The sequence below is a fragment of the Streptomyces sp. NPDC006193 genome (assembly GCF_040613915.1).
Lineage (GTDB): Bacteria > Actinomycetota > Actinomycetes > Streptomycetales > Streptomycetaceae > Streptomyces.
The window spans coordinates 90,614-117,134 of the sequence record NZ_JBEXTB010000020.1 but is presented as its reverse complement, the minus strand read 5'-3'; the positions used below and the strand labels follow the sequence as shown (position 1 = coordinate 117,134).

At 73.3% G+C, this 26,521-nt stretch carries 27 protein-coding genes, 1 tRNA gene and 2 pseudogenes; 19 read left to right on the top strand and 11 right to left on the bottom strand.

Going from position 1 to position 26,521, the window contains the following annotated elements; genetic code table 11:
* From ABZ261_RS19535 to ABZ261_RS19525, 3 genes and pseudogenes are all read left to right on the top strand, one after another.
* Positions 1 to 127, top strand: a pseudogene (locus tag ABZ261_RS19535) (4-hydroxy-3-methylbut-2-en-1-yl diphosphate synthase); the annotation flags it as partial.
* 33 nt (positions 128 to 160) lie between these two features.
* Complete coding sequence (dxs, locus tag ABZ261_RS19530; RefSeq protein ID WP_356860721.1) at positions 161 to 2,059, top strand: 1-deoxy-D-xylulose-5-phosphate synthase; 1,899 nt, start codon at positions 161 to 163, stop codon at positions 2,057 to 2,059.
* Entirely contained in the window at positions 2,056 to 3,441 is a 1,386-nt protein-coding gene (locus ABZ261_RS19525; RefSeq protein WP_356860719.1) for an aspartate aminotransferase family protein, read from the top strand. Before dxs ends, ABZ261_RS19525 begins: the two co-directional genes overlap by 4 nt.
* Positions 3,442 to 3,451: 10 nt before the next feature.
* On the opposite strand, the gene ABZ261_RS19520 is transcribed toward ABZ261_RS19525, so the two are convergent.
* Entirely contained in the window at positions 3,452 to 3,619 is a 168-nt protein-coding gene (locus tag ABZ261_RS19520) for a hypothetical protein (RefSeq protein WP_356860717.1), read from the bottom strand.
* A gap of 156 nt (positions 3,620 to 3,775) precedes the next feature.
* On the opposite strand from ABZ261_RS19520, the gene ABZ261_RS19515 reads away from it, so the two are divergent.
* Both ABZ261_RS19515 and ABZ261_RS19510 read left to right on the top strand, forming a co-directional pair.
* The gene (locus ABZ261_RS19515) at positions 3,776 to 4,399 is read left to right on the top strand and encodes an XRE family transcriptional regulator (RefSeq protein WP_356860715.1); all 624 of its coding nucleotides are present in this window, start codon (positions 3,776 to 3,778) and stop codon (positions 4,397 to 4,399) included.
* Positions 4,396 to 4,518, top strand: a complete 123-nt coding sequence (locus ABZ261_RS19510; protein WP_356860713.1) for a DUF6126 family protein — start codon at positions 4,396 to 4,398, stop codon at positions 4,516 to 4,518. The genes ABZ261_RS19515 and ABZ261_RS19510 overlap by 4 nt, the downstream gene beginning before the upstream one ends.
* 40 nt (positions 4,519 to 4,558) lie before the next feature.
* Here the strand turns inward: ABZ261_RS19510 and ABZ261_RS19505 are convergent, their stop codons facing one another.
* Positions 4,559 to 5,356: a tyrosine-protein phosphatase gene (locus ABZ261_RS19505; protein WP_356860711.1), complete on the bottom strand. Its 798-nt coding sequence runs from the start codon at positions 5,354 to 5,356 to the stop codon at positions 4,559 to 4,561.
* 527 nt (positions 5,357 to 5,883) lie between these two features.
* Between ABZ261_RS19505 and ABZ261_RS19500 the strand changes: the two genes are divergently transcribed.
* Complete coding sequence (locus ABZ261_RS19500) at positions 5,884 to 6,669, top strand: SGNH/GDSL hydrolase family protein (RefSeq protein ID WP_356860733.1); 786 nt, start codon at positions 5,884 to 5,886, stop codon at positions 6,667 to 6,669.
* Between the two features lie 72 nt (positions 6,670 to 6,741).
* On the opposite strand, the gene ABZ261_RS19495 is transcribed toward ABZ261_RS19500, so the two are convergent.
* Entirely contained in the window at positions 6,742 to 7,362 is a 621-nt protein-coding gene (locus ABZ261_RS19495) for a TetR/AcrR family transcriptional regulator (RefSeq protein WP_356860709.1), read from the bottom strand.
* Positions 7,363 to 7,638: 276 nt separating this feature from the next.
* Between ABZ261_RS19495 and ABZ261_RS19490 the strand changes: the two genes are divergently transcribed.
* From ABZ261_RS19490 to ABZ261_RS19445, 10 genes are all read left to right on the top strand, one after another.
* Entirely contained in the window at positions 7,639 to 8,823 is a 1,185-nt protein-coding gene (locus ABZ261_RS19490) for an MBL fold metallo-hydrolase (protein ID WP_356860707.1), read from the top strand.
* 633 nt (positions 8,824 to 9,456) lie between these two features.
* Positions 9,457 to 11,856 carry an ATP-binding protein gene (locus tag ABZ261_RS19485; protein ID WP_356860705.1) on the top strand — a complete coding sequence of 800 codons (2,400 nt, stop codon included), beginning with the start codon at positions 9,457 to 9,459 and terminating at the stop codon, positions 11,854 to 11,856.
* 77 nt (positions 11,857 to 11,933) lie between these two features.
* Entirely contained in the window at positions 11,934 to 12,368 is a 435-nt protein-coding gene (locus ABZ261_RS19480) for a roadblock/LC7 domain-containing protein (protein WP_356860703.1), read from the top strand.
* A gap of 2 nt (positions 12,369 to 12,370) precedes the next feature.
* Positions 12,371 to 12,742, top strand: a complete 372-nt coding sequence (locus tag ABZ261_RS19475; protein WP_356860701.1) for a DUF742 domain-containing protein — start codon at positions 12,371 to 12,373, stop codon at positions 12,740 to 12,742.
* Entirely contained in the window at positions 12,720 to 13,319 is a 600-nt protein-coding gene (locus tag ABZ261_RS19470; protein WP_356860699.1) for an ATP/GTP-binding protein, read from the top strand. Before ABZ261_RS19475 ends, ABZ261_RS19470 begins: the two co-directional genes overlap by 23 nt.
* A gap of 61 nt (positions 13,320 to 13,380) precedes the next feature.
* Positions 13,381 to 13,956 (top strand): GAF domain-containing protein, encoded by a 576-nt coding sequence (locus ABZ261_RS19465; RefSeq protein WP_356860697.1) that lies wholly within the window; start codon positions 13,381 to 13,383, stop codon positions 13,954 to 13,956.
* 184 nt (positions 13,957 to 14,140) lie between these two features.
* Positions 14,141 to 15,169, top strand: coding sequence for an L-threonine 3-dehydrogenase (gene tdh / locus ABZ261_RS19460; RefSeq protein ID WP_356860695.1), 1,029 nt, complete (start codon positions 14,141 to 14,143; stop codon positions 15,167 to 15,169).
* Positions 15,170 to 15,218: 49 nt separating this feature from the next.
* A complete protein-coding gene (locus ABZ261_RS19455) occupies positions 15,219 to 16,412 on the top strand; it encodes a glycine C-acetyltransferase (protein ID WP_356860693.1) in 1,194 nt (397 codons plus the stop codon).
* A 30-nt stretch (positions 16,413 to 16,442) separates the two neighbouring features.
* Positions 16,443 to 17,345, top strand: coding sequence for a LysR family transcriptional regulator (locus tag ABZ261_RS19450; RefSeq protein ID WP_356860691.1), 903 nt, complete (start codon positions 16,443 to 16,445; stop codon positions 17,343 to 17,345).
* A gap of 132 nt (positions 17,346 to 17,477) precedes the next feature.
* A complete protein-coding gene (locus ABZ261_RS19445) occupies positions 17,478 to 17,837 on the top strand; it encodes an MmcQ/YjbR family DNA-binding protein (RefSeq protein ID WP_356860689.1) in 360 nt (119 codons plus the stop codon).
* Between the two features lie 182 nt (positions 17,838 to 18,019).
* Here the strand turns inward: ABZ261_RS19445 and ABZ261_RS19440 are convergent, their stop codons facing one another.
* Entirely contained in the window at positions 18,020 to 18,940 is a 921-nt protein-coding gene (locus ABZ261_RS19440; RefSeq protein ID WP_356860688.1) for a transketolase C-terminal domain-containing protein, read from the bottom strand.
* 21 nt (positions 18,941 to 18,961) lie between these two features.
* On the bottom strand, positions 18,962 to 19,681 hold the full coding sequence (locus ABZ261_RS19435) for a transketolase (RefSeq protein ID WP_356860686.1): 720 nt from the start codon (positions 19,679 to 19,681) through the stop codon (positions 18,962 to 18,964).
* Between the two features lie 123 nt (positions 19,682 to 19,804).
* On the opposite strand from ABZ261_RS19435, the gene ABZ261_RS19430 reads away from it, so the two are divergent.
* Positions 19,805 to 19,878: transfer RNA gene (locus tag ABZ261_RS19430), tRNA-Pro, on the top strand.
* 82 nt (positions 19,879 to 19,960) lie between these two features.
* On the opposite strand, the gene ABZ261_RS19425 is transcribed toward ABZ261_RS19430, so the two are convergent.
* The 3 genes and pseudogenes from ABZ261_RS19425 to ABZ261_RS19415 form a co-directional block, all read right to left on the bottom strand.
* Positions 19,961 to 20,497: an NUDIX hydrolase family protein gene (locus ABZ261_RS19425; RefSeq protein WP_356860684.1), complete on the bottom strand. Its 537-nt coding sequence runs from the start codon at positions 20,495 to 20,497 to the stop codon at positions 19,961 to 19,963.
* A gap of 169 nt (positions 20,498 to 20,666) precedes the next feature.
* Positions 20,667 to 21,101: pseudogene (locus ABZ261_RS19420) on the bottom strand (glutamine synthetase); the annotation flags it as partial.
* 38 nt (positions 21,102 to 21,139) lie between these two features.
* Positions 21,140 to 21,952, bottom strand: a complete 813-nt coding sequence (locus tag ABZ261_RS19415; protein WP_356860682.1) for an SAM-dependent methyltransferase — start codon at positions 21,950 to 21,952, stop codon at positions 21,140 to 21,142.
* 173 nt (positions 21,953 to 22,125) lie between these two features.
* Here ABZ261_RS19415 and ABZ261_RS19410 point away from each other — a divergent pair, with 173 nt between their 5' ends.
* Entirely contained in the window at positions 22,126 to 22,980 is an 855-nt protein-coding gene (locus ABZ261_RS19410) for a Cof-type HAD-IIB family hydrolase (protein WP_356860680.1), read from the top strand.
* A gap of 52 nt (positions 22,981 to 23,032) precedes the next feature.
* Here the strand turns inward: ABZ261_RS19410 and ABZ261_RS19405 are convergent, their stop codons facing one another.
* The 3 genes from ABZ261_RS19405 to ABZ261_RS19395 form a co-directional block, all read right to left on the bottom strand.
* Positions 23,033 to 23,827, bottom strand: coding sequence for an SAM-dependent methyltransferase (locus ABZ261_RS19405; RefSeq protein WP_356860678.1), 795 nt, complete (start codon positions 23,825 to 23,827; stop codon positions 23,033 to 23,035).
* Positions 23,828 to 24,107: 280 nt separating this feature from the next.
* The gene (locus ABZ261_RS19400; RefSeq protein ID WP_356860676.1) at positions 24,108 to 24,452 is read right to left on the bottom strand and encodes a DUF3140 domain-containing protein; all 345 of its coding nucleotides are present in this window, start codon (positions 24,450 to 24,452) and stop codon (positions 24,108 to 24,110) included.
* A gap of 31 nt (positions 24,453 to 24,483) precedes the next feature.
* Entirely contained in the window at positions 24,484 to 24,975 is a 492-nt protein-coding gene (locus tag ABZ261_RS19395; RefSeq protein WP_356860674.1) for a DNA starvation/stationary phase protection protein, read from the bottom strand.
* Positions 24,976 to 25,258: 283 nt separating this feature from the next.
* Between ABZ261_RS19395 and ABZ261_RS19390 the strand changes: the two genes are divergently transcribed.
* A complete protein-coding gene (locus ABZ261_RS19390; RefSeq protein ID WP_356860672.1) occupies positions 25,259 to 26,446 on the top strand; it encodes a thiolase family protein in 1,188 nt (395 codons plus the stop codon).
* Positions 26,447 to 26,521 lie beyond the last annotated feature (75 nt).

Below are 26,521 nucleotides of genomic sequence, written 5' to 3'. Positions count from 1 at the left end.
CAAGGGCCAGATCTTCGTCAAGGGCGAGGTCATCAAGACCGTCCCCGAGTCGAAGATCGTCGAGACCCTGATCGAGGAGGCCATGAAGCTCGCCGAGCGCACGAGCACCGCGGAACAGCCCAGCTGAGGCACGGCACGAACCGAGAGAGGGGGCCCGAGCGTGACGATTCTGGAGAGGATCCGGGGACCACGCGACCTGAAGGCGCTGTCCGGGGCGGAACTCGGGGAGCTGTCCGGGGAGATACGCGAGTTCCTGGTGCAGGCGGTGTCGAGGACCGGCGGCCATCTCGGGCCCAATCTGGGGGTGGTGGAACTGTCCATCGCGCTCCACCGGGTCTTCGAGTCACCGGTCGACCGCATCCTGTGGGACACCGGCCACCAGAGCTACGTGCACAAACTGCTGACCGGACGGCAGGACTTCTCCAAGCTGCGCGGCAAGGGCGGCCTGTCCGGCTACCCCTCGCGTGCGGAGTCCGAGCACGACGTCATCGAGAACAGCCACGCCTCCACCGCGCTCGGCTGGGCCGACGGCCTCGCCAAGGCCAACCAGGTGCTGGGGGAGAAGGGCCACGTGATCGCGGTCGTCGGCGACGGCGCGCTGACCGGCGGCATGGCCTGGGAGGCCCTCAACAACATCGCCGCCGCCAGGGACCGTCCGCTGATCATCGTCGTCAACGACAACAAGCGGTCCTACGCCCCCACCATCGGCGGCCTCGCCGACCACCTGGCGACCCTGCGCACCACCGACGGCTACGAGAAGGCCCTGGCCTTCGGCAAGGAGGTGCTGCAGCGCACCCCGGTCGTCGGCGCCACGCTCTACGAGTCGCTGCACGGCGCGAAGAAGGGCTTCAAGGACGCCTTCGCCCCCCAGGGCATGTTCGAGGACCTGGGCCTGAAGTACGTCGGCCCGATCGACGGCCACGACATCGGCGCCGTCGAGTCGGCGCTGCGCCGCGCCAAGCGCTTCCACGGCCCCGTCCTGGTCCACTGCCTCACCGAGAAGGGCCGCGGATACGAGCCGGCCCTCGCCCACGAGGAGGACCACTTCCACTCCGTCGGCATGATGGACCCGCTCACCTGCGCACCGCTCGTGCCGTCCGGCGGCCCGTCCTGGACGTCGGTGTTCGGCGACGAGATCGTGCGCATCGGCGAGGAGCGCGAGGACGTCGTGGCGATCACCGCCGCGATGCTGCACCCGGTCGGTCTCGGCCGGTTCGCCGAGCGCTTCCCGGACCGGGTGTGGGACGTGGGCATCGCCGAGCAGCACGCGGCCGTCTCGGCCGCCGGACTCGCCACCGGAGGGCTCCACCCGGTCGTCGCCGTCTACGCCACCTTCCTCAACCGGGCCTTCGACCAGTTGCTGATGGACGTCGCCCTGCACCGCTGCGGGGTCACCTTCGTCCTGGACCGGGCCGGTGTCACCGGCACCGACGGGCCCTCCCACAACGGCATGTGGGACATGTCCGTCCTGCAGGTCGTCCCGGGCCTCAGGATCGCCGCCCCGCGCGACGCCGACCAGCTGCGCGCGCAACTGCGCGAGGCGGTCGCCGTGGACGACGCGCCCACCCTGGTCCGCTTCCCCAAGGAGTCGGCCGGCCCGGCCGTGCCCGCCGTCGACCGGGTCGGCGGCATGGACGTCCTGCACCGCGCGGAACACCCCGAGGTGCTGCTGGTGGCCGTCGGCGCGATGGCGGCGGTGTGCCTCCGGACCGCCGAGCTGCTGACGGCCCGCGGCGTCGCCTGCACCGTGGTGGACCCCCGGTGGGTCAAGCCCGTCGACCCCGCCCTGCCCGGCCTGGCGGCCGGGCACCGGCTGGTGGCCGTGGTCGAGGACAACAGCCGTGCCGCGGGCGTCGGTTCGGCCGTCGCGCTGGCACTCGGCGACGCCGACGTGGACGTGCCGGTACGCCGGTTCGGCATCCCGGAGCAGTTCCTCGCGCACGCCAAGCGAAGCGAGGTGCTCGCCGACATCGGCCTCACGCCCGTCGAGATCGCCGGGCGGATCAGCGCGAGCCTGGCCGCGAAGGACGTCGGCGGCACAGCCAAGGAGAGTGAATGACCACCGAGTTCGACCTCGGCGCCCTGCTCGCCGAGCGCGGAGCCGAACGCTACGAGCTGCACGCGAAGTACCTCAACCCGCAGCTTCCGCGCATGCTGCACACCATCGGCTTCGACAAGGTCTACGACCGCGCGGAGGGGGCCCACTTCTTCGACGCGGACGGCAACGACTACCTGGACATGCTCGCCGGGTTCGGGGTGATGGGCCTCGGCCGCCATCACCCGGTCGTCCGCAAGGCGCTGCACGACGTGCTGGACATGGACCTGGCCGACCTCACCCGTTTCGACTGCCAGCCGCTGCCCGGCCTGCTCGCCGAGCGCCTGCTGGCCCACAGCCCCCACCTGGACCGGGTGTTCTTCGGCAACAGCGGCACCGAAGCGGTCGAGACGGCCCTGAAGTTCGCCCGGTACGCCACCGGAAAGCCCCGCGTCCTCTACTGCGACCACGCCTTCCACGGCCTGACCACCGGCTCGCTGTCGGTCAACGGCGAGAGCGGCTTCCGGGACGGATTCGCCCCGCTGCTGCCCGACACCGCCGTGCCCCTCGGCGATCTCGACGCCCTGGAACGGGAGCTGCGCAAGGGCGACGTGGCCGCGCTGATCGTGGAGCCGATCCAGGGCAAGGGCGTGCACGAGGCGCCGCCCGGCTATCTGCGGGCCGCGCAGGAGCTGCTGCACCGGCACAAGGCGCTGCTCATCGCCGACGAGGTGCAGACCGGCCTCGGCCGCACCGGCGACTTCTACGCCTACCAGCACGAGGACGGCGTCGAACCCGACCTGGTGTGCGTGGCCAAGGCGCTCTCCGGCGGCTATGTGCCGGTCGGCGCCACCCTGGGCAAGGAGTGGATCTTCAGAAAGGTCTACTCGTCCATGGACCGGGTGCTGGTCCACTCGGCCAGTTTCGGCTCCAACGCCCAGGCGATGGCGGCCGGTCTCGCCGTGCTGTCGGTCATGGAGAACGAACAGATCGTCGCCGGGGTGCGCAGGACGGGCGACCTGCTCAAGTCCCGGCTCACCGCGCTGGTCGACACCTACGAGCTGCTCGCGGACGTCCGCGGCCGGGGTCTGATGATCGGCATCGAGTTCGGCAGGCCGTCGTCGCTGAAGCTGCGCAGCCGCTGGGCCATGCTCCAGGCGGCGCGCAAGGGCCTGTTCGCCCAGATGGTCGTCGTGCCGCTGCTGCAGAAGCACCGGATCCTCACCCAGGTGTCCGGCGACCACCTGGAGGTGATCAAGCTGATTCCGCCGCTGGTCGTCGACGAGGCGGACGTCGACCGGTTCGTCGGCGCGTTCACCGCGGTGATGGACGACGCGCACAGCGGCGGCGGCCTGATGTGGGACTTCGGCAGGACGCTGATCCGGCAGGCGGTGGCCGACCGCTGACGGAGCCGGGTCAGAAGGGGAGGACGAGCGCGAGGACGAGGGGGCAGAGGAGGCCGACCGCGCCGAGGACCGCTCCCGCCGCGGCGGTCCACAGCCGCCCGACGCCCCGCACGGCGTAGTGGACTCCCGTCAGGCCGAAGGTGACGGAGAGTCCGCCGGGCGTGGCTCCGGCAGGCATGCGGTCCCCCATGATTTGAACGCGTTCAAATGGTGGGTGCGAGCGTAGGAGGACCTCGGGAGCGGACCTGGTTCTGTCGGCCTGGTCCTGCCGACCTGGTTTTGCCTCAGAGGCAAGGAATTTGCCTCTCGGGTACATCACCGGCTGAATGGAGGCATGAACGCCTCAGACGCCGCGCCGGCGGCGGGGCCGGGCGACGACCTGCCCGGCGTCGCGCCGCGGCTGCGCGCCCTGCGCCGGCGCGCAGGTCTCACCCTGGAAGCCGCGGCCCGCGCCGCCGGCCTCTCGCCGGCTCATCTCTCCCGCCTGGAGACCGGGCAGCGCCAGCCCTCGCTGCCGATGCTCCTCGCGCTCGCCCGCGTCTACGGCACGACCGTCTCGGACCTGCTCGGGGAGACGGCCGCCGACCGCGACGCGATCGTACGGGCCGCCGACATGGAACCGACCCGCGCGGGCGGCTGGACCTACGTGCGGGCCGGGGCTCCCGGCCGCGGCATGCAGGCGCTGCGGGTGCGCGTGCCGTACGGCTCGCAGGGCGACATCGTGCGCGTCCATCCCGGTGAGGAGTGGCTGTACGTCCTCACCGGGCGCCTGCGGCTGCGGCTCGGCGACAGCGCGCACCTTCTCGCGCCCGGCGACAGCGCGCACTTCGACTCCCTCACCCCGCACCGCCTCGCCGCCGAGGACCACGACGGCGTGGAGCTGCTGTTCGTCCACACCCTGCTGCAGAGCCCCACGGCCGCGCTGTGCCTGGGTCCGCCGACCGGAGAGCTGCCATGACCGACCTCGAGGAGAAGTTCCCCCGTTCCCTGTGGATCCGGCTGATCGTCTACATCGCCCTCGGGCACGTGCTGGCCGCGTTCCTGTACCTGCTGTTCGCGCTGGGCGCCAAGGGCTGAGCGGGCGGCAGGCCGGGCCGGCGGCGCGCCCCGTGACGGCTCAGTCCAGCAGGCGTGCCCGCAGCCGCTCCCGGGTCGCGGGGCTGAGGGCCAGTCCCCGCTCCAGGTAGGCGTCGACGCCGCCCCAGGTCTCCTCGATGCTCGCGAAGGCCGCCTCCAGATACTCGGCGCGGGCGTCGAACAGCGGGTCGAGCAGCTCCATCACCTCAGGGGTGTACGCGGTGTCCGCGCTGCCGCTGCGGCGGACCCTGTACCGGCGGTGCTTGGCGTTGGACTCCAGGTAGTCGGCGAGGATCGCGTCCCGCTCCACGCCGAGGGCGAGGAGCGTCACCGCTATGGAGATCCCCGCGCGGTCCTTGCCGGCCGCGCAGTGCATCAGCGCGGGCACGCTGTCCTCGGCGAGCGCGTGCAGCACGCGGGAGTGCTCGGCGGTGCGCTCCGTGACGATCTGCCGGTAGGAGGCGATCATCCGGGCCGCGCCCTTGCCGTCGGCGAGGATCTCCCGCAACTGGCCGAGGTCGCCGTCGCGGACCATCTTCCAGAACTCGGCGCCGTCGGCCGGGTCGCTCAGCGGCAGATTCACGTTCCGCACGCCGGGCAGTTCGACGTCGGGGCCCTCCAGCCGCTGATCGGCCGCGTTGCGGAAGTCGAACACCGTGTGCAGGCCCAGGGACGCCAGGAACGCCGCGTCCTCCTCGGTCGCGTGCGCCAGATGCCCGCTGCGGAACAGCACCCCGTACCGCACCCGCCGGCCGTCCACGGTCGGCAGCCCGCCCACGTCACGGAAATTGCGCACTCCGGTCAGTTCCGGCTCGGTCGACGGGACCTGCTGCGTCACGGGGGCTCCTCCCGGTCGGCCCCGCCGTCACGGCTCGTCGGCGGGCGCTCCGAAGACGATACGACATCGGTTCAGCCGGACGGCGAGTCGTCCACAGGGGTCGTGGGCGTGACCCGCGGCCCCCCGTGGCGCCGGGCTCGGGCGGCTTCCGCCGGCGCCGGCGAGGCCGCGGCGGCCCTCCGGCTCCGCCCCGTCCGAGGCGTCTGCCCGAATTGATCGATTCACTCCGACTCGCCGACTCCGACCCGGACCCGGTCGACTGCCTCCGCCGGCACGGCGTCTTCGTCGGCTGACCTGTCCCGCCCGTCCCGCCTGTCGGGGTGGCCCGCCGAACGCCGGTCCCGCCGCGCGCGCACGGCGATCGCACGCCCAACGCGCCCGCACGCAGACCTATTCCCCGGTTGACGATCTCTTGGGGAGTGGCTCATCTCACCGTGCGTCAATCCCTGCCTACGGTCGCGTAGGTCACATACCAAGGTGAATCATGGCCCGACGTGGCAGACGATTCGAAGAATGACAACAGATCAGTGATCGGGTCGTACGTGGCGGTGGGGGACAGCTTCACCGAGGGCGTCGGCGACCCCGGCCCCGACGGAGCGTTCGTCGGCTGGGCCGACCGGTTCGCGGTACTGCTCGCCGACCGGCGTCCGGAGGGCGACTTCCAGTACACCAACCTGGCCGTGCGCGGGAGACTGCTGGACCAGATCGTGGCCGAGCAGCTTCCGAAGGCCGTCGAACTGGCCCCGGACCTCGTCTCCTTCTGCGCGGGCGGCAACGACATCATCCGGCCGGGCACCGACCCGGACGAGGTCGCCGAACGGTTCGAGCGGGCCGTGGCCCGGCTGGCCGACGCCGCCGGCACGGTGATGGTCACGACCGGCTTCGACACCCGTGGCGTCCCCCTCCTCAAGCACCTGCGCGGCAAGATCGCCACCTACAACGGGCACGTCCGTGCCATCGCCGACCGGTACGGCTGCCCCGTGCTCGACCTGTGGTCCCTGAAGTCCGTGCAGGACCGCAGGGCCTGGGACAGCGACCGGCTGCACCTCTCGCCCGAGGGGCACACGCGGGTGGCGCTGCGGGCCGGCCAGGTCCTCGGCCTCGACGTCCCCGCCGACCCCGAGCAGCCGTGGCCGCCCCTGCCGCCGCGGGGAACCCTGGAGATCCGCCGCGACGACGTGCACTGGGCCCGCCAGCACCTCGTCCCGTGGATCGGGCGCAGGCTGCGCGGCGAGTCCTCCGGGGACCATGTGACCGCCAAGGGCGCCCTGTCGCCGGACGACATCAAGCTGCGGATCGCTCCCGTGGCCTGAGGCCGCCGCCCACGCTGCGGGGGAGGGGGGTGCGGTGACGTGCGCGCGGCTCCGGACGGGCCGCGAGCGCGCTCACCGCACCCGCCGGGTCAACGCCTCCCGTTCGAGGCCCAGTTCGCGGGCCAGGGCCTCGTCCGCCCATTCCTGCGCCCGGGACCGCGGCACCGCACCCGGGTACGACGTCAGCTGCACGGCCAGCCCGTCCAGCAGCGCGGTCAGCCGCAGCGCCGACCCGGCCGGATCCGCGCACGTGAACTCGCCGGCCGCCACGCCTTCGGCGATCACCTCCGCGATCGCCGCCTTCCACTGCCTGTCCAGGTCCCGTGTGACCTCGCGCAGGGCGGGCTCGCGCAGGGACACGGCCCATCCCTCGATCCACAGCCGCCAGCCCTTGGCCTGCCCGGTCGGCGCGTACCAGCGCACCGCGGCCCGCAACCGGCGCAGCGCGGACGTCCGCCGCCCCAGCAGCCGGCGCAGGTGTGCGAGGTCGTCCGCGGCCGCGTACGCGAACGCGTCCGCGACCAGCTTCTCCTTCGTCGAGAAGTGGTACAGCACCAGCGCGTTGCTCACCCCGAGGGCCGAGGCCACGTCGGCGATCCTGACCGCCGCCACGCCGCGCGCCCCGATCTGCTCGATGGCGGCCCGCAACAGCTCCTCCCGCCGCTCCGCCACGCTCAACCGCACTCTCGCCACGCGATCACCCTAGTCGCTGCCCCACCGGCGCCGAACCCGGCCGCTTCGCTCCCGCACGCCCCTGCGGGGCGGCCGCGGCGCAGGAGCGTGGACGTCCTGCGACGGCCTTCCGGAGCTGCTGCACCGTCACCGCCGGCCCGGTCTTCGAGCCGGTCGCGCCGCCGTCACCGTACTGAACGGATCATCAGCACAGGCCCCGTCGTACCGCACCGCCTCCGGGCCGCCGCGGGACGCCGACCATAATGGAAGGCCTCACCCACTCCACCGGGAGGTACTGTGACCGGTTTGCGTCATCCGAGCGCCGGGCTCCGTGCGCTGAGGCCCGAGGCGTTCGGCGCGGACCCGGAAGGTGAGCGCCTGGCACGCATACGCCGCTCGCCGCACTTCAAGAACGGTGTCTTCCAGAACCCCGGGGGCCCCGCACGCACCCGGCCCTCAGGCTCCGGCCTCGACCTCGCCAAGGTGTTCCTCGACCGGGACACCCGGCCGCTGCGCGCCCCCCAGGGCATCGTCCCGGTGCACCCCACGACCTACGCCGACCTGGCCAGACCGCCCGCCACGGGACTGCGGCTGACCTGGACGGGTCACTCCAGCGTGCTCGCCGAGATGGACGGCCACCGGGTCCTGTTCGACCCCGTCTGGGGCGAGCGCTGCTCCCCGTTCCCCTTCGCGGGTCCGAAGCGGCTGCACCCGGTGCCGCTGCCGCTGGCCGCCCTCGGCCCGGTCGACGTCGTCGTCATCTCGCACGACCACTACGACCACCTCGACCTGCCCACGATCAAGGCGCTGGCGGGCACGGACACCCTCTTCGCCGTGCCGCTCGGCGTCGGGGCCCACCTGGAACGCTGGGGCGTCTCCGCGGACCGGCTGCGCGAGCTGGACTGGCACGAGTCCACGCGGGTCGGCGGCCTCACCCTCACCGCCACCCCGGCCCGTCACTTCTGCGGCCGGGGCCTGCGCAACACCCAGCACACCCTCTGGGCGTCCTGGACCGTCGCCGGCGAGGAACACCGGATCTACCACAGCGGGGACACCGGTTACTTCGACGGCTTCAAGGACATCGGCGCCGCGCACGGCCCGTTCGACGCCACCATGATCCAGATCGGGGCGTACAGCGAGTTCTGGCCGGACATCCACATGACTCCCGAGGAGGGAGTCCGGGCCCACCTCGACCTGCAGGGCGGTACGCCGCACGGCGTGCTGCTGCCGATCCACTGGGGCACCTTCAACCTCGCCCCGCACCCCTGGGCCGAGCCGGGCGAGTGGACGCTGGCCGCGGCCGAGGCGGTCGCGCAGCCGGTCGCCCTGCCGGTGCCGGGCCGGCCCTTCGAGCCCGCGGGAGATGTGCCTGCGCGCCCTTGGTGGCGGGACGTCTCCGCGCCCCTTAACCGCACCTGGCCCGTCCCGGAGGTGGCACCGCCTGCGGCTCGTGAGGACCTCGACCTGGTGGGCGAGGCCTGACCCGGACAGCCGGAACGCGGACGCGGTGGCGGGAGACCCGCCGAAGCGCGAGCAGAGAACCGCGAGCAGAGACCCGCGAGCAGAGAACGCAGAGAACGAGGAGAAGCCTCGCCAGGTATTCCTGGCGGGGCTTCTGCGCTTGGTGACGCCGAGGTGGACATGGCCGTGCACCTTGCTCGATCACCTTGCACATCTCTCCCTCTGCGGTCTCAGGCCAGAACGTGCACTCTCCGTGATGGCTGCGCCGTGAGGGAGGTGGGCTGTGGGGGGTGCCGGGGGCGGGTGGACGGTTCGCGGGGGCGCTTGACGGGCGTGCGCCAAGGGTGAGGGCGGTCGGATGGCCGTATGCCTGGTGATCGCTTCTGAGCAGGGCGGATCGCTTCTGATCGGCGGTACTCCGGTGTCATGTGACGGTCATCGGACTGTCGTACGACCCCTCATACCAGAGGAGGACGGTCCTCGGGGGACTTTGTCAACTGCCCACCGCACGTGATGCGCAGGCGACTACTGTGAGTGTCCGTCGGGCGACGCGCGACCGGATCCGCCGGTGCCGTCGGCCGATCGTGCGACGACGCATGCCCGCGGCGCGCACCGCAGGACACCCAGGCCCGACGGACCAGTACGAGGACGCAGATGTCTCACCTCCGAGCACCGGCCACCCGTGCCGAGCGCCGCGAAGGCGGCCGGCACGGGCGACCGGGCGCCCGACCCGCTCCCGCACTGCCCGAGACGCACATACGGCCCCAGCTGATGCGGCTCGCCGTCCTGCCGCCCCTCGCCGTCGCGCTCAGCGCCACCGCCGCCGTCCTGTTCAGCATCCGCTCCGGTGGCGCGCGCACCGGCCCCACCCTGTGGGCGGTGCTCGCCGGCGCGGTCACCGTGGCCGCCGCCGGCATCGTCATCGCCGCCGTCGCCGCGGACCGCGCCGCCCGCTCGGTCGCCGACCGCGTCGACGCGCTGCGCCGCACCGCCGCGCGCGGCGAAGCCGATCTGCACGGCCTGGTCGACGCCCTGCGCCAGGGGCAGCCCCCGCCGCAGCGCGGCCCGCGCCGCCGGCCGCCCGTGGACGCCGACGACTTCGAACTGCTCGCCGCCGACCTCGCCCGTGCGCACGACGGCGCCGTCACCGCCGTCGTGCGCGCCGCCCAGCTCTCCAGCCAGGCGGGCAGCGAACAGAAACTCGAGGTGTTCGTCAACCTCGCACGCCGGCTGCAGTCCCTCGTCCACCGCGAGATCTCGATCCTCGACGACCTCGAGAACGAGATCGAGGACCCCGACCTGCTCAAGGGCCTGTTCCACGTCGACCACCTCGCCACCCGCATCCGGCGGCACGCCGAGAACCTCGCGGTCCTCGGCGGCGCGGTCTCCCGGCGGCAGTGGAGCAACCCGGTCAGCATGACCGAGGTGCTGCGCTCCGCCATCGCCGAGGTCGAGCAGTACTCCCGGGTGAAGCTGGTGCCGCCCGTGGACGGCGAACTGCGCGGCCACGCCGTCGCCGACGTCATCCACCTGCTCGCCGAACTCATCGAGAACGCCACGGTGTTCTCCGCCCCGCACACGCAGGTGCTGCTCCGCGCCAACCTCGTCACCTCCGGGCTGGCCGTGGAGGTCGAGGACCGCGGGCTCGGCATGCCCGTGGTCGAGCAGAACCGGATGAACGCCGTCCTGGCCGACCCCGACCAGGTGAACGTCGCCAGCCTGCTCGCCGACGGCCGCATCGGCCTGTACGTCGTCTCACAGCTCGCCCGCCGGCACCACATCCACGTCCGGCTGCAGGGCAACATCTACGGCGGGGTGCAGGCCGTGCTCGTCGTCCCGCAGGCCCTGCTGGGCAACGCGCCGGAGGCACCGGGCACGGGCGCCGGCGCCGCTGTGCTGCCGCCGCCGTCCCTCGCACAGGCACCGATGGCCCTGCCCGCCGGAAGCGGCACCGGGGGCCCGGGCGGCGGGCCGGCCGAAGCGTGGAGTGCGGTCGGAGCCGGCAGTGCGCCCGAGGGCGTGCCGGGCACCGCGGGGCCCGACGCCGGACCGGGGGGCCGTGCCGGGAGCGGTCCCGCCGGGCAGGGCGCGGCTGCGGCCGGGCCGGACGCCGGACAGGCTCCGGCAACCGGGCGGCGGCGGCACGCCCAGCGCGGGTCCGGGCGGCGCGGGGCCGACAGCGGCGCCCGCGGCCGGGGCGGAGAGGCCCCGGCACCGCTTCCCGTGCGCGGCGCGCACGGGACCCGGCCCACCCCTGCCGACGCCGTGCCCGGCGTCAGCGCCGAGGACCGGGCGGTGGTGGAAGCACACGCCGGCATCCTGCCCACGCCGCGCAGCGGCACCGAGCGCAGCACCACCGACAAACCCCGACTGCCCCGGCGCCGGGCACAGGAGCACCTCGTGCCCCAGCTGCGCGGCGGACCCGTGCCCCGCCAGGACGCCGGCACCGTCGCCGAGCACGACCCCGGTCTGATGGCGGCCTTCCAGCGCGGCATCGGGCTCGCCGAGGCACAGCAGGACGGGGAGCCCGGCGCCGGGTGGCCGGCGGGCGCGGGGCCGCGGGATCAGCAGGTTCCCCGGGCGCCCCACATGGATGCCGAGCACATGGCGGTCGGCCACATCGTGCCCTCCGCGACGGACGCCACCGAACCGGCGCGCACGCGTCCCCAGCACGGCGGTCCGGCACCCCTCAGTCGTGAACGCACCGGTCACGAACTCATGGGCGTCGAGCACCTGGGCCCCGAGCACATGAGCCCTGTGCACAGGGGTCACCGACACCTCGACCCGCCTGACCCGGACGGACCTCACGCCGAACTCCACCACGAGGACGCACAGCACACCGGTCCCGACCACATGACCTCACCCCACATGGCCCCACCGCACACGGCGTTCCCCCACGCGGCACCGGGCACGGCGCCCGACCGCACGCCCGCCGACCGCACGGACGCAGAGCACATGACCCCGCCCCCCACAGCCCAGCCGCACACCCCCGTGCCCGCAGCCGACGGCACCCGCGGCACCGGCCGGACCGACAGGAGCGCACCGGCCGGATGACCGCCCCCGCACGCGTACGTCGTACCCCCACCCCCAGCGCTCCCGCAGACCTTCGTACCCCAAGGAGTCGATCCACCATGGCGAGCGATGCGCCGACCGCCCCGGCATCCGACCTCGACTGGCTGCTGAGCGGCCTCGTGCAGCGCGTACCGCACACCGCGAGCGCGGTGCTCCTGTCCTGCGACGGGCTCGTCAAGTCCGTGCACGGTCTCGACGCCGACAGCGCCGACCACATGGCGGCCCTGGCCTCCGGCCTGTACTCCCTCGGCCGCAGCGCGGGGGTCCGGTTCGGTGACGGCGGAGACGTCCGGCAGGTCGTCGTCGAACTCGACTCGACCCTGCTGTTCGTCACCACCGCGGGCTCCGGCACCTGCCTCGCCGTGCTCGCCGGCCGCGAGGCCGACGCGGCGGTGCTCGGCTACGAGATGGCGATGCTGGTCAAGAGCGTCCGCCCCTACCTCGTGACCGCACCCCGGCAGCACACCGTCGAATCAACGGCGACGAGGCATTGAGCGTGGCCGCGGCCGGCGACGGGCCCTGGCTGGACGACGCGGCCGGACGGCTGGTGCGGCCGTTCACGGTCAGCAACGGGCGCACCGAGCCCAGCGTCGCCCTCGACCTGATGTCCCAGGTGATGGCCACCGGCGGCACCCCGCTGGGCTACCTCGGACCCGAGCACGCGCACGCCCTCGACCTGTGCCGCGCCCCGGTCTCGGTCGCCGAGGTCGCCGCGCAGCTGAAACTGCCCGCCGTCGTCACCAAGGTGCTGCTCGCGGACCTGCTCGACTGCGGGGCGCTGACCACGAAGCCGCCCGTCCACCACCACATTCCCACTGACCGGTCTCTGCTGGAGGCAGTGCTCGATGGACTACGACGACAGCTCTGACCCGTTCCCGACCGCGCTGAAGATCCTGGTCGCGGGCGGGTTCGGAGTCGGCAAGACGACTTTCGTGGGCGCGGTCAGCGAGATCGCGCCGCTCAGCACGGAGGAGCTGCTCACCACGGTCAGCGTCGGCACGGACAGTCTCGACGGCATCGAGAACAAGATGGAGACCACCGTCGCCATGGACTTCGGGCGGATCACCCTCGACGCGCACCACGTGCTGTACCTGTTCGGCACGCCGGGGCAGGAGCGCTTCTGGTTCATGTGGGACGAACTGTCCGAAGGCGCCCTCGGCGCGGTCATCCTCGCCGACACCCGGCGCCTGCAGGACTGCTTCGCCGCCGTCGACTTCTTCGAGGAGCGGGGGCTCGCCTTCATCATCGCCGTCAACGAGTTCGACGGCTCCTGCCGCTACGACGCCGACGAGGTGCGGGCCGCCATCGACCTCGACCCGGGGGTCCCCGTCATCCGCTGCGACGCCAGGATCTCCAGCTCCGGCGTCCAGACCCTGCTGACCCTCGTCCGCCATCTCCTCGCCCACGCCCCCGCAACCGCCCCCACCCATGGCGCCCACATGTGATTTCGCCCTACCGCCCACGGAGCCCCTATATGAGGTACGCCCACAGCGACGGAGCCAGGCCATGAGCTACCAGCCGCCCCGGCCGATCCGGGGGCTGCTGCTCACCCCCGAGGACAAGGAGGCGCCCGCCCGGGTGCACCGGCTGCGCCGCCTCGGTCTCGGGGACCGGCCCGACCCCGCGCTCGACGCCTTCGCCGGGCACCTCGCCCAGCTCACCGGTGCGCTCTACGCCATGGTCAACTTCATCGGCGAGGACCACCAGTTCTTCGCGGGGCTCTGCGCCCCCGCCACCGCCCCGGTGGTGCGGGAGGACGGCAGCCGGGCCCTGATCGGCCGGATGCTGCCGCGCGACCACGGGTTCTGCCCCCATGTGGTGGTGCGCCGCAAGGCACTGGTCCTGGAGGACGTCCGCGACTACCCCCGCTTCGCGGGCAACCCGGTCGTCGACGACTACGGCATCCGCTCCTACCTCGGGGCGCCTCTCATCGACAGCTGCGGTATGGCGCTGGGCACCGTGTGCGCAGCCGACACCATGCCCCGCGCCTGGGGCAGACCGGGCCTGGAGACCATCAAGGCGCTCGCCGCCGACCTCGTCGTACGCCTCGAACGAAGCGCGGAGGACGGCCTTCCGCTCTGACGCCGGGTCACGGTGAGGGACGGACGTGCGGGGCGTGAAGGAAAGCTGTGGCGGCGGTTAAGAAAAGCTCGATGGACCCCCGCCCGCACATACGGCAGATTGCAGGGTGATCACACCCCTCTGACCCGGTGCGGGCTCCTTCGGCATGCCCGCGGGCCGGGCCTCACCCACAGGAGCCGTAGCGTTGAAGGCGCTGGTCAAGGAGAAGGCGGAGCCGGGACTCCGGCTGACGGACGTCCCGGAGCCCGTCATCGGCCCCGGCGACGTCCTGATCAAGGTCATGCGGACCGGTATCTGCGGCACCGACCTGCACATCCGGGCCTGGGACGGCTGGGCGCAGCAGGCGATCCGCACGCCGCTCGTCATCGGACACGAGTTCGTCGGGCAGGTCGTCGAGGTCGGGCGGGACGTGGCCGACATCCGCGTCGGCGACCGGGTCAGCGGCGAGGGCCACCTGGTGTGCGGCAAGTGCCGCAACTGCCTGGCCGGCCGCCGCCACCTGTGCCGGGCCACCGTCGGCCTCGGCGTCGGCCGCGACGGCGCGTTCGCCGAGTACGTCGCCCTGCCCGCGTCCAACGTCTGGGTGCACCGGGTCCCCGTCGACCTCGACGTCGCCGCGATCTTCGACCCGTTCGGCAACGCCGTGCACACCGCGCTGTCCTTCCCGCTGGTGGGCGAGGACGTGCTGATCACCGGAGCCGGCCCGATCGGTCTGATGGCCGCCGCGGTGGCCCGGCACGCGGGCGCCCGCAACGTCGTCATCACCGACGTCAGCGAGGAGCGCCTGGAACTGGCCCGCAAGACGGGGGTGACCCTGGCCCTGAACGTCGCCCGGACCACGATCGCCGAAGGGCAGCGCCGGCTGGGGCTGCGCGAGGGCTTCGACGTCGGCCTGGAGATGTCCGGCCGCCCCGAGGCCATGCGCGACATGATCGCCAACATGACGCACGGCGGCCGGATCGCCATGCTCGGCCTGCCCTCCGCCGAGTTCCCGGTCGACTGGGCGCGGATCGTCACCTCGATGATCACCATCAAGGGCATCTACGGCCGGGAGATGTTCGAGACCTGGTACGCGATGTCGGTGCTGCTGGAGGGCGGTCTGGACCTCGCCCCGGTGATCACCGGCCGGTACGACTACCGGGACTTCGAGGCGGCCTTCGCCGACGCCGCGAGCGGCACGGGCGGCAAGGTCATCCTCGACTGGACCACGTGAGCCGTACCCGACGCACCCCCCTTTCCCGCCGGTACCTTCAGGAGCCCCCATGTTCGACACCGTCCGCGACGACCTGCGCGCCACCCTCGACGAGATCCGCGCCGCCGGCCTGCACAAGCCCGAACGGGTCATCGACACCCCGCAGTCCGCGACCGTCAACGTCACCGCCGGCGGCCGCCCCGGCGAGGTCCTCAACTTCTGCGCCAACAACTACCTCGGCCTCGCCGACCACCCCGAGGTGATCGCCGCGGCCCACGCGGCCCTGGACCGCTGGGGCTACGGCATGGCCTCCGTCCGCTTCATCTGCGGCACCCAGGAGGTCCACAAGGAGCTGGAGGCGCGGCTGTCGGCGTTCCTCGGCCAGGAGGACACGATCCTGTACTCCTCCTGCTTCGACGCCAACGGCGGTGTCTTCGAGACCCTGCTCGGCGCGGAGGACGCGGTGATCTCGGACGCCCTCAACCACGCCTCCATCATCGACGGCATCCGCCTGTCCAAGGCCCGCCGCTTCCGCTACGCCAACCGCGACCTCGCGGACCTGGAGGCGCAGCTCAAGGAGGCGTCCGACGCCCGCCGCCGCCTGATCGTCACCGACGGCGTCTTCTCCATGGACGGCTACGTCGCCCCGCTGCGCGAGATCTGCGACCTCGCCGACCGCTACGACGCGATGGTCATGGTCGACGACTCGCACGCCGTCGGCTTCGTCGGCCCCACCGGCCGCGGCACCCCCGAGCTGCACGGCGTCATGGACCGCGTCGACATCGTCACCGGGACCCTCGGCAAGGCGCTCGGCGGCGCCTCCGGCGGTTACGTCGCCGCCCGCGCCGAGATCGTCGCCCTGCTGCGCCAGCGCTCCCGCCCGTACCTGTTCTCGAACACCCTCGCCCCGGTGATCGCCGCCGCCTCCCTGAAGGTCCTGGACCTGCTGGAGTCCGCCGACGACCTGCGGGTCCGCCTCGCCGAGAACACCGCGCTGTTCCGCCGCCGGATGACCGAGGAGGGCTTCGACGTCCTCCCCGGCGACCACGCCATCGCCCCCGTCATGATCGGCGACGCGGCGAAGGCGGCCCGGATGGCCGAACTGCTGCTGGAGCGCGGCGTCTACGTCATCGGCTTCTCCTACCCGGTCGTCCCGCAGGGCCAGGCCCGCATCCGCGTCCAGCTGTCCGCGGCGCACTCCACCGAGGACGTCGACCGCGCGGTCGACGCGTTCATCGCGGCGCGCGCCGAGCTGGAGGCCTGACCAGGGCGGATCCCTGGGATAATGGAGGGCATGATCGAAGCGCGGCGGCTCCACATCCTCCGTGCGGTGGCCGACCACCGCACGGTCACCGCGGCGGCCGCCGCGCTCTACCTCACCCCGTCCGCCGTCTCCCAGCAGCTGACGGCCCTGGAGCAGGAGACCGGTCACCGGCTGGTCGAGCGCAGCGCCAAGGGCGTACGGCTCACGCCGGCCGGTGAGATCCTGCTCGGCCACACCCACGCGGTCCTCGCCCAGCTGGAGCGGGCCGAGGCCGAACTGGCCGCGTACGGCGCGGGGGAGGCGGGCACGGTGACCGTGGCGGCGTTCGCCACGGGCATCGCCCAGGTCGTGGCCCCGGCGGTGGCCCGTCTGTCGTCCCGGGCGCCCGGCATACGCATCCGCGTCCGCGACGCCGAGGGCGACGAGAGCCTGCCGATGGTCCTGGACCGGCAGGTCGACGTGGCGGTCGCCGTCGAGTACCGGGGCGCGCCGCCCGCCGACGACCCCCGCCTCACCCACGTGCCGCTCTACGCCGAGCCGTTCGACGCGGTCGTACCCGTGGCACACCGCCTGGCGGACGCCCCCCAGGTCCCCCTCGCCGAACTGGCCAAGGACCCGTGGATCGGCCCGTACCCCGGCAACCCCTGCCACGACGTGGTGGTCCTCGCCTGCGAGAGCGCCGGTTTCCAGCCCCGCCTCGAACACTCCTCCGACGACTTCCGTGCGGTCGTCGCCCTCGCCTCCGCCGACGCGGGCGTGGCCCTCGTCCCGCGTTCCGCGCTGCGCGGGATGGACCTGACCGGTGTCGTCGTACGGCCCGTCGACGGCGTCGCCCCGACCCGGAGGGTCTTCGCCGCGGTACGCCGGGGAGCCGAGGGGCACCCGCTGATCAGCCAGGTGCTGGAGGCGCTCGGCGAGGCCGCGCAGGGGTGACGTCCGGCCCTTCCGCGCCCCCCGCCGTGCACCTCCACCGCCCGGCGCGCCGCGGTGCCCCCGGTCCTGCGCTGCGCGCGGCCGGACGCTCCGGCCGGGGGACTGTCGGTGGCAGGGGCTACCGTGCACGGCATGCCGGACGCAGAAGACGTACGCCGAATCGCCCTGTCCCTGCCGGACACCACGGAGAAGGTCGCCTGGAACATGCCCACGTTCCGGGTGGCCGGGAAGATGTTCGCGACCTTGCCCGAGGACGAGACGTCGGTCGCCGTGCGCTGCCCGAAGGAGGAACGGGACGAACTGGTGCTGGCCGAGCCGGAGAAGTTCTGGATCGCCGGCCACGAGGCCCAGTTCGCCTGGGTGAGAGCGAGACTCGCCGCCCTGGAGGACGAGGAGGAGCTGCGGGACATCCTCGCCGACTCCTGGCGCCAGGCCGCTCCGCCCCGGCTCCTGGACGCCCACCCCGAGCCGACGCGCCCGCCCAGGGACTGAAATCCCCGGCGCCCCGGCCGCGGCGTGGCATGATCCCGCGCGACGGGAGAACCGCCCGGAGCGCGCGAGGCACCGCGGCCGGCCCACCGGGCGTGCGGTCACACGGCGTCGCGCTGCTCTTCGCCGCCCGCGCCGACGGTGGCTCCGACGCCCGCGCCGACGCCCGTGAGCCCCCGCCCCGCTCAGCTGCGCGGGGCGGACCGGTCCGGGGACAGGAAGCCCGCGATGCGGTCCCGCAGGCTCGCCGGGTCCAGGCCGTGCGCGGTCAGGTGCTCCTCGATCGTGCCGTAGCGGCGCAGCTCGCGGCGGCCGACGCCGAGGCCGAGCACCCGGTGCGGCACATCGGACAGCGCCTCGCTCACCGCGGCCGTCGACGTCCCCGCGAGATAGGGCTCGACCAGCACGACGTCCGTGCCCGCGGCCTGCGTGGCCCGGCGCAGCCCGCCCGCGTCGAACGGCCGTACGGTCGTCGCGTACAGCACGGTCAGGTCCAGGCCCTCGGTGGCGGCCAGGGCCGCGTCCAGCATCGGCCCCACGGCGACGACGACACCGGAACGGCCCTCACGCACCGTGAGGAAGCGGTGCCCGTCGACCGCCCGGCCCCGCCGGTTGGACTGCACGGACAGCCGCACGTACACCCGGTCGTCGCCCGCGGCGACCGCGTGGCGCAGCAGTGTCTCGGCCTCGTCGGGATGCCCGGGCACGTGCACGGTCCAGCCGTCCAGCGTGTCGAGGAGGGCCACGTCGCCCGGGGCCATGTGGGTGAAGCCCCCGGCCGGCCAGTCGAAGGAGGCGGCGGCGCTCACCAGCACCGCGCCCGTGTCCTGGTGCCCGAAGTCCAGTTTGACCTGCTCGAACGGCCGCTCCACGAGGAAGCTGGCGAAGGTGTGCACGACCGGCCGCAGCCCGGTGAGCGCCAGCCCCGCCGCGGCCCCCACCAGCAGCTGCTCACGGATGCCGACGTTGATCACCCGGTCGGGATGCCGGCGCATGGCCTCCCGGAAGCCGTCGACGCCGATCTCGGCGAGGACGACGGCGACCCGCGGGTCCTCGTCCAGCAGCCGGGAGACGACGGGTGCGAAACGGTCACGCATGGTGTCCATCACAGGGCCCCTTTCCCGTGATCAGGCGTTCTTCGGTTCGACGCGGGCCACGACGACGTGCGGCCGGCCCGGATGCGGCGCGGTGAACGCGGCGTACAGCGCCTCGTGGTCGCGCCCGTCGACCGTCACCGCGGACCAGCCCGCGGCCTCGAACCGGGCGGCGATCCCGCCGGGCAGCGCATGGCTGGCCGAGGAGTTGTCGATCACCACGGTGTGCAGCCGGTCCAGTCCGGCGGGCCCGGCGAAGGCGATCGCCTCGTGGTTGCTGCCCTCGTCCAGTTCGGCGTCCCCGATCAGCACCCAGACCGCGGGGTCGGGCCGGCCCTGTGCCCGCAGGCCCAGCGCGGTGCCCACGGCGATCGGCAGCCCGTGCCCGAGCGATCCGCTGCCGATCTCGGCGCCCGGCACCAGCATTCGGTCCGGGTGGTGCCCGAGCGGGGAGTCGTACGAGCCGAAGCCCGGCAGCCAGTCGACGGGCAGGAACCCCTTGGCGGCCAGCACCGCGTAGTACGCCATGGGTCCGTGGCCCTTGCTCAGCAGGAAGCGGTCCCGGGCCGGGTCGTGGAGCCGCTCGGGACCGACCCGGAGCACCCGGTCGTAGAGCACCCACAGGACGTCGAGGGTGGACGTGGCCGCCGGGCCGTGCTTCTCGTCGCCGGTCATCAGCGCCATCAGGCGGGGCAGGTCGTCGTAGCCGTGCACACGGCTTCCGTCCGCTGAGATCGTCTCTGAGATGGTCATGCAGCGATCCTGCAACCTCGACCATGCTTGAGGTCAACGGGAGAAGTGGCGCGCGACCACCGAGCCGAGTGCGGTATTGTTTCTCTGCGCGTTCGGCCGGGGAAACCCCAGGTCAAACGGCACCGGGACGTGGCGCAGCTTGGTAGCGCACTTGACTGGGGGTCAAGGGGTCGCAGGTTCAAATCCTGTCGTCCCGACTGATGGGAGTCGCAGATCGGAAGGCGGCTTCGGAGCGATCCGAAGCCGCCTTCCGGTTGTTCCGGCGGCTGCCGGCGGGCGTCAGTACGCCAGGCCGACGTGGGCGAGCGCCTGCTTCAGCAGGACCCCGTGACCGCCGGGCATCTCGTTCTGCACGGCGGGGGAGGCGGCTTCCCGGGGGCTGAACCAGACCAGGTCCAGCGCGTCCTGGCGGGGCCGGCAGTCACCGGTCACCGGGACGATGTAGGCCAGGGACACGGCGTGCTGGCGCGGGTCGTGGTACGGCGTGACGCCCGCCGTGGGGAAGTACTCGGCGACCGTGAAGGGCTGCAGGGAGGCGGGGACGCGGGGCAGGGCGACCGGGCCGAGGTCCTTCTCCAGATGGCGCAGCAGCGCGTCGCGGACCCGCTCGTGGTGCAGGACCCGGCCGGAGACGAGGGTCCTGCTGACCGTTCCGTCCGGGCCGATGCGCAGCAGCAGTCCGATGCTGGTGACTTCGCCGCTGTCGTCCACGCGCACGGGCACGGCCTCGACGTACAGGATCGGCATACGGGCCCTGGCCATCTCCAGCTCGTCCGTGGTCAGCCAGCCGGGCGTGGTCTCGGTCATGTCAGACATTGCTTGATCATACTTTCCGGGCGGGGCGCCCGCTGGGTTCACGGGCCGGTTCGTACAGGGACGGCCCGTACACCCGGCGCGCGTTGTCACGGCCCGCCCGGACCGCGATGCGCAGGGCGCCGGCCGGGCTCATCTCGTCGGCCGCCACCCGGTCCTGCAGCAGACCGGCGAGGCCCGGCCGCTGCGCGGCGTCGGTGACGATCCGGCGCAGGAAGGTGCGGCTGCATCCGGGATGCCGGTCGCCTACCTGGGTGATCCGGTCGACCGGCGCCCACGCCCAGCCGGGCTGTCCGGCCAGCGCGACCAGCGGGTCCAGGTCCGGGTAGAGCCGCAGGTCGCCGTCGGGGGAGCCGAGGACGTCGGTGGTGACGATCGCGTCCTTGGCGAGGAAGGTGTCGAACACCGGGGACATGCCGATCCCCCAGGACACGGCCGCCTCCAGCCGGGCCGTCGGGATCGTCTTCACCCGGCCGACGCCCGCCGTGTCGACGCAACCCAGCACGATGCCGCGCACGCCCCGCGCGGCCAGGCCGGCGGTGAGCGCGGCGGCCCGGCGCAGATCGCCGGGGCGTCCGCCGGGCACGGGGTCGGCGTACGTCGTCATGCGTCCTCCTCGGCGGGCCCCGGCCGGTGCGCCCGCGGTCAGGGTTTCACGGCCACCGCGCCGAACTGCGGCACCGGGGCGGCCGGCGCCGGCCCCGCGCGCCACTGCGAGCAGGGCACCAGGCCCGGCTCGACCGGTTCCAGACCGTCCAGGAACGCGGCGATCTCCGCGCGGCTGCGGGCGGTGATCGGCGGGGTGGCGTGGGCGTTCCAGAACTCCATGGCGGCCACGTTGCCCTCGCCGCCCACGTCCCCGTCGTACGTCGGGTGGGTCAGCACCAGGTGGCTGCCGGAGGGCACCGCGTCCAGCAGCCGCCGCACGATGTCCCGGGCCTCCCCGGTGTCCAGCACGAAGTTGAGGATGCCCAGCATCATCACCGCGACCGGCCGGGTCAGGTCCAGGGTGTCCGCGGCGCGCTGGACGATGCCCTCCGGGTCGTGCACGTCGGCGTCGATGTAGTCCGTGACGCCCTCGGGGGAGCTGGTGAGCAGCGAGCGGGCGTGGACGAGCACGATCGGGTCGTTGTCGACGTACACGATCCGCGACTCGGGGGCGATGCGCTGCGCGATCTCGTGGGTGTTGTCGACCGTCGGCAGGCCCGTGCCGATGTCGAGGTACTGCCGGATCCCCCGCTCGGCGGCCAGGAAGCGCACCGCCCGCCCCAGGAAGGCGCGGTCGGCGCGGGCCACGGCGCGGATCACGGGGAACATCCCGGCGACGTGCTCGCCGACCCGCTGGTCGACCTCGTAGTGGTCCTTGCCGCCGATCCAGTAGTTCCAGACGCGCGCGTTGTGCGCCACGGAGGTGTTCAGGCGCGCCGGCCCTGCGGCCGGGGAGTGGCCCTCGCTCACATGTCCGCCCTTCTCCCGTGCGGGTCTCCGCCGCCATTGTGCCGCCCGGCGATCGTGCTGTCCTGGGAAGCGGGCGTCACCGGCGGGCGCGGGCACGGCCCGTGCGGCTGCGGGCGCGCCTGTCGCCATGAGGAACACTGGACCGGTATCCCGACCCCGACCGGAAGAAGGACATGTCCACCACGCCCGCGCCCCTCCTCGACTCGTCCGGACCGCCCGCGGGCCCGGCGGACATCCGGCTGATCGTCACCGACATGGACGGCACGCTGCTGGACGACGCCAAGCGGATATCCGACGGGCTGTGGCCGGTGCTCGCCGAACTGCGCCGCCGCGGGGTGCTGTTCGGCCCGGCGAGCGGCCGCCAGTACGCGACGCTGGCCCGGCAGTTCGCCGAGGTCGCCGAGGGCATGGTGTTCATCGCGGAGAACGGCGCGTACGTGGTCCGCGACGGCGTGGAGCTGAGCTGCGACCCGCTGGACCGGTCCGCCGCCGCGGCCATCGCCCGCACGGCACGGCGGCTGGTCGCTCACGGCGCGGACGTCGGCGCGGTCGTCTGCGGCAAGCGGGCGGCGTACGTCGAGCGGACCGACGAGGCGTTCCTGGAGGAGGTGCGCAGGTACTACGTCGAGCACCGGATCGTGGCGGACGTCACGGCGGTCGAGGACGACGTGCTCAAGGTGGCGCTGTTCGACTTCGGGTCCGCCGAGCACACCACCGCCCCGGCCCTGGCGGAGTTCGCGGGCACGCACCGGGTCGTCGTCTCGGGCGAGCACTGGGTGGACGTCATGAACCGCACCGCGAACAAAGGCGCCGCCCTGCGCGGCCTGCAGCGGTCCCTCGGCGTCACACCGGCGCAGACCATGGTGTTCGGGGACTACCTCAACGACCTGGAGATGCTGGACGCCGCCGAGTGGTCCTTCGCCGTGGCGGGCGCCCACCCCGAGGTGATCCGCCGGGCCCGCCGGCTGGCCCCGTCCAACAACGACGACGGGGTGGTGCGGACCATCGCGCGGGTGCTCGGGCTGTGACCCGGGCCGGGGCGTGCGTCCGCCGCACGGGCCGGCGGCGCCGGTGGCCGTGTCAGGGCTTGCGCGCGACCCCGCCGTACAGCGAGACCGGGGCCTCCGGCTCGCCCCCGGGCCGCCATCGCGTCACGGGGACGATGCCGGGCTCCAGCAGCTCAAGTCCCGCGAAGAACGCGCCCACTTCGGCGTGCGAGCGGGCCACCAGGGTCACTCCGCCGGCCGCGTAGGCCGCGATGCCCTTCTCGACGTTCTCCGGTTCGAGGTCCGCGGTCAGGGTGGACAGCACCAGGCAGCTGCCCGGCGCCAGCGCGTCGACGAGGGTGGCCACCAGGTCGTGGGCGCCGTCCTCGTCGGCGACGAAGTGGAGCAGGGCGATGAGGGACAGGGCCACCGGGCGGCCGAAGTCGAGGACTTCGGCGGCCTGTTCGAGGATGGCCCGCGGATCGCGGGCGTCCGCCTGCACGTACTCCGTGACGCCCTCGCGGGTGCCGTGCAGCAGCGCGTTCGCGTGGGCCAGCACGATGGGGTCGTTGTCGACGTAGACCACCCGCGCGTCGGGGGCGACGGACTGGGCGATCTGGTGCAGGTTCGGCTCGGTCGGAATGCCGGTGCCGATGTCCAGGAACTGGCGGATCCCCGCCTCCTCGGCCACCGCGCACGTGGCCCGGCGCATGAACGCGCGGTTCGCCAGGGCGGCGCGCGGGGCGCTGCCGTCGATCGCCGTGATCGCGCGGCCGAGTTCCTCGTCGACCGGATAGTTGTCCTTGCCGCCGAGGAACCAGTCGTACACCCGGGCCGGGTGCGGCCGCGTGGTGTCGATGTGCTGCATGCCCGGCCCGGTCCCCGTCACGTACCCGCTCCTCGCCCGTCCGGCCCCGGTGGTCGCTCCGGGACGTACGGGGAGCAGTCTGACACGATCATGCGGTGCGCGCGCAGGGCGTTTCGGCCACCCGCCCGGCGGCGCCGGCCGACGCTGCGGCACTGCGGTCCGCGCGGCCGGCCGGGCGCCGCCGGCCCGCTCACGACGGCGGGCGTCCCGCGGCCGGTGCGTCGGCCGCGGAACGCCCGCGTGCTCGTCCCCGGGCGGGTCGCGCCCGGACGCCGTGCCCCGCTCCTCGCGGTGCGCGGTCCTACGGCTTGAGCGGGTCGTGGCCCAGCGTCATCAGCCGGTGCCGGCGGCGGGTGTCCTCCGGCGTGCTGACCGGCTGCGGCTCGTTCTCCAGGTCCGCCAGTTCACCGACCGTGTCGACGACCTTCCGCATCACCCGGAGGTCGTCGTCGGTGAGGTCGGTACGGCGCTTCTGCAGGATCGCCAGGACATGCCGCCCGGTGGGCGTGCCGGACTCCTCCGGCAGGGCCTCCGTCTCCTCGTCGGCGTCCCGGACCCTCAGCCAGGCCGCGAGTTCCGCGGAGGTCATGTTGACCACGCGGTGGAAGTCCTCCCACAGCGCGTCGAGTTCCAGGGTGTCGGCCACGGGTCTCCCCTTCCGTGCGGGACCGGATGCGCTAGCGGGACGCGTCGTCGTGCGGGTGGTTCTCCGCCTCGAACATCCAGCGCTGCTTCTCCAGGTCGGCGGTGACGGCGATCAGCAGGTCCTGGGTGACCGGGTCGGCCTTCTCGGTCGCCCCGATCCGCTCGCGCAGCCGGCCGATGGCCGCCTCCAGCGCCGACACCATCAGCTCCACGGCCTCGGTGTCGCGCAGCCAGCCGTCCTTGGCGCCGGGCAGCGCGAAGGACGCCGCGACGGTCTCCGGACGGCCGTCCGGCGGCACGCCCAGCGCGGCGGCACGCTCGGCGACCGTGTCCGAGTGGGCCCGGGCGGCGGCGACCACCTCGTCCAGCTGGAGGTGGATCGACCGGAACCGCGGGCCGACGACGTTCCAGTGCGCCTGCTTGCCGATCAGCGACAGTCCGAGCAGGTCGACCAGGGTCTCCTGCAGGGCGGTCCCGGTGACGCGGAGCGCCTCCTCGGGCAGCGTGCTCTTGACCACGGTCATGGTGGGCGGGTCCCCTTTCGTCGGTGGTCTGCGGTCACGTCCGTCAACGCGGGTGCCCCGCCGCCGGGCGGACAAACCGGCTGCTCAGCGCGCCGGCTGCCGATCGGGGAGCAGCGCGCCGTGCGGGCCCTCGGCTCGTCCGCGGACGGGCGGGGAGTCTTCCCAGCGGGCCGCTCGGAGTCTATAGTCGAAAACTAGCAGTGCTAATTAAGGTGCTGTGCAGTCCGGTGCCGGTGCACAGCGTCCTAGGTGTCTCAGGTGTCGTAGGTCAGGAGTACCAGCCGTGCGTCCCGTCCACTTCGCGGCCGCCCGCCGCACCCCCATCGGCAAGCTGCGCGGAGCCCTCGCCTCCGTCCGCCCCGACGACCTGGCGGCCACCGTGATCCGCCATCTGGTGGCCGACGTGCCCGCGCTCGACCCCGCCCGCATCGACGACGTCTACTGGGGCGCCGCCAACCAGGCGGGCGAGGACAACCGCAACGTCGCCCGCATGGCCGCACTGCTGGCCGGACTGCCCGACTCCGTGCCCGGCGCCACCGTCAACCGGCTGTGCGCCTCCGGCCTTGAAGCGGTCACCACCGCCGCCCGGACCATCGCCGCGGGCGAGGCCGACATCGTGATCGCGGGCGGCTCCGAGTCCATGAGCCGCGCACCGTTCGTCCTGCCCCGCCCCGACGAGGCGCTGCCGCAGCGCATCGAGACCCACGACACCCGGCTGGGCTGGCGGCTGGTCAATCCCGCCATGAAGGAGCTGCACGGGCTGCTCTCCATGGGTGAGACCGCCGAGGAGGTCGCCGCACGGCACGGCGTCTCCCGCGAACGCCAGGACGCCTTCGCGCTGCGCAGCCATCAGCGCGCCGCCGCCGCGCGCAGGAAGGGCCACTTCGACGACGAGATCCTGCCGGTCGAGCGGCCGGACGGCATCGTGGTCGAGCAGGACGAGTGCGTGCGCGAGGACACCTCGCTGGAGAAGCTGTCCCGGCTCAAGCCGGTCTTCCGCGCGGACGGCACGGTCACGGCCGGGAACGCCTCGCCGATGAACGACGGAGCGGCCGGTCTGCTGCTGGTCAGCGAGGAGGCCCTGAACGAGCTGGGCCTGGAGTCCCTCGGGCGCTACGTCGCGGGCGCCTCCGCGGGCGTCCACCCCGACGTGATGGGCCTCGGCCCCGTCCCCGCCACCCGCAAGGCGCTGGCCCGGGCCGGCTGGAAGATCGACGACCTCCAGGAGGCCGAGTTCAACGAGGCGTTCGCCGCCCAGGCCCTGGCCTGCGTCGACCAGTTGGGCATCGACCCCGACCTGGTGAACCCCACCGGCGGCGCGATCGCGCTCGGCCACCCGCTCGGCTGCTCGGGCGCCCGCATCCTCACCACCCTGCTCCACCGGATGCGGCGCACGGGCGCGGAGCGCGGCCTGGCGACCATGTGCGTCGGAGTGGGGCAGGGCAGCGCGGTGCTGGTCGAAAGGCACTGACCCCTCTGCGGCATTCTCGTCCGCGGAAGGCGCCGGCCAGTGCGGGCGGGGCGCACTCCGGCCGCCCAGCATGCG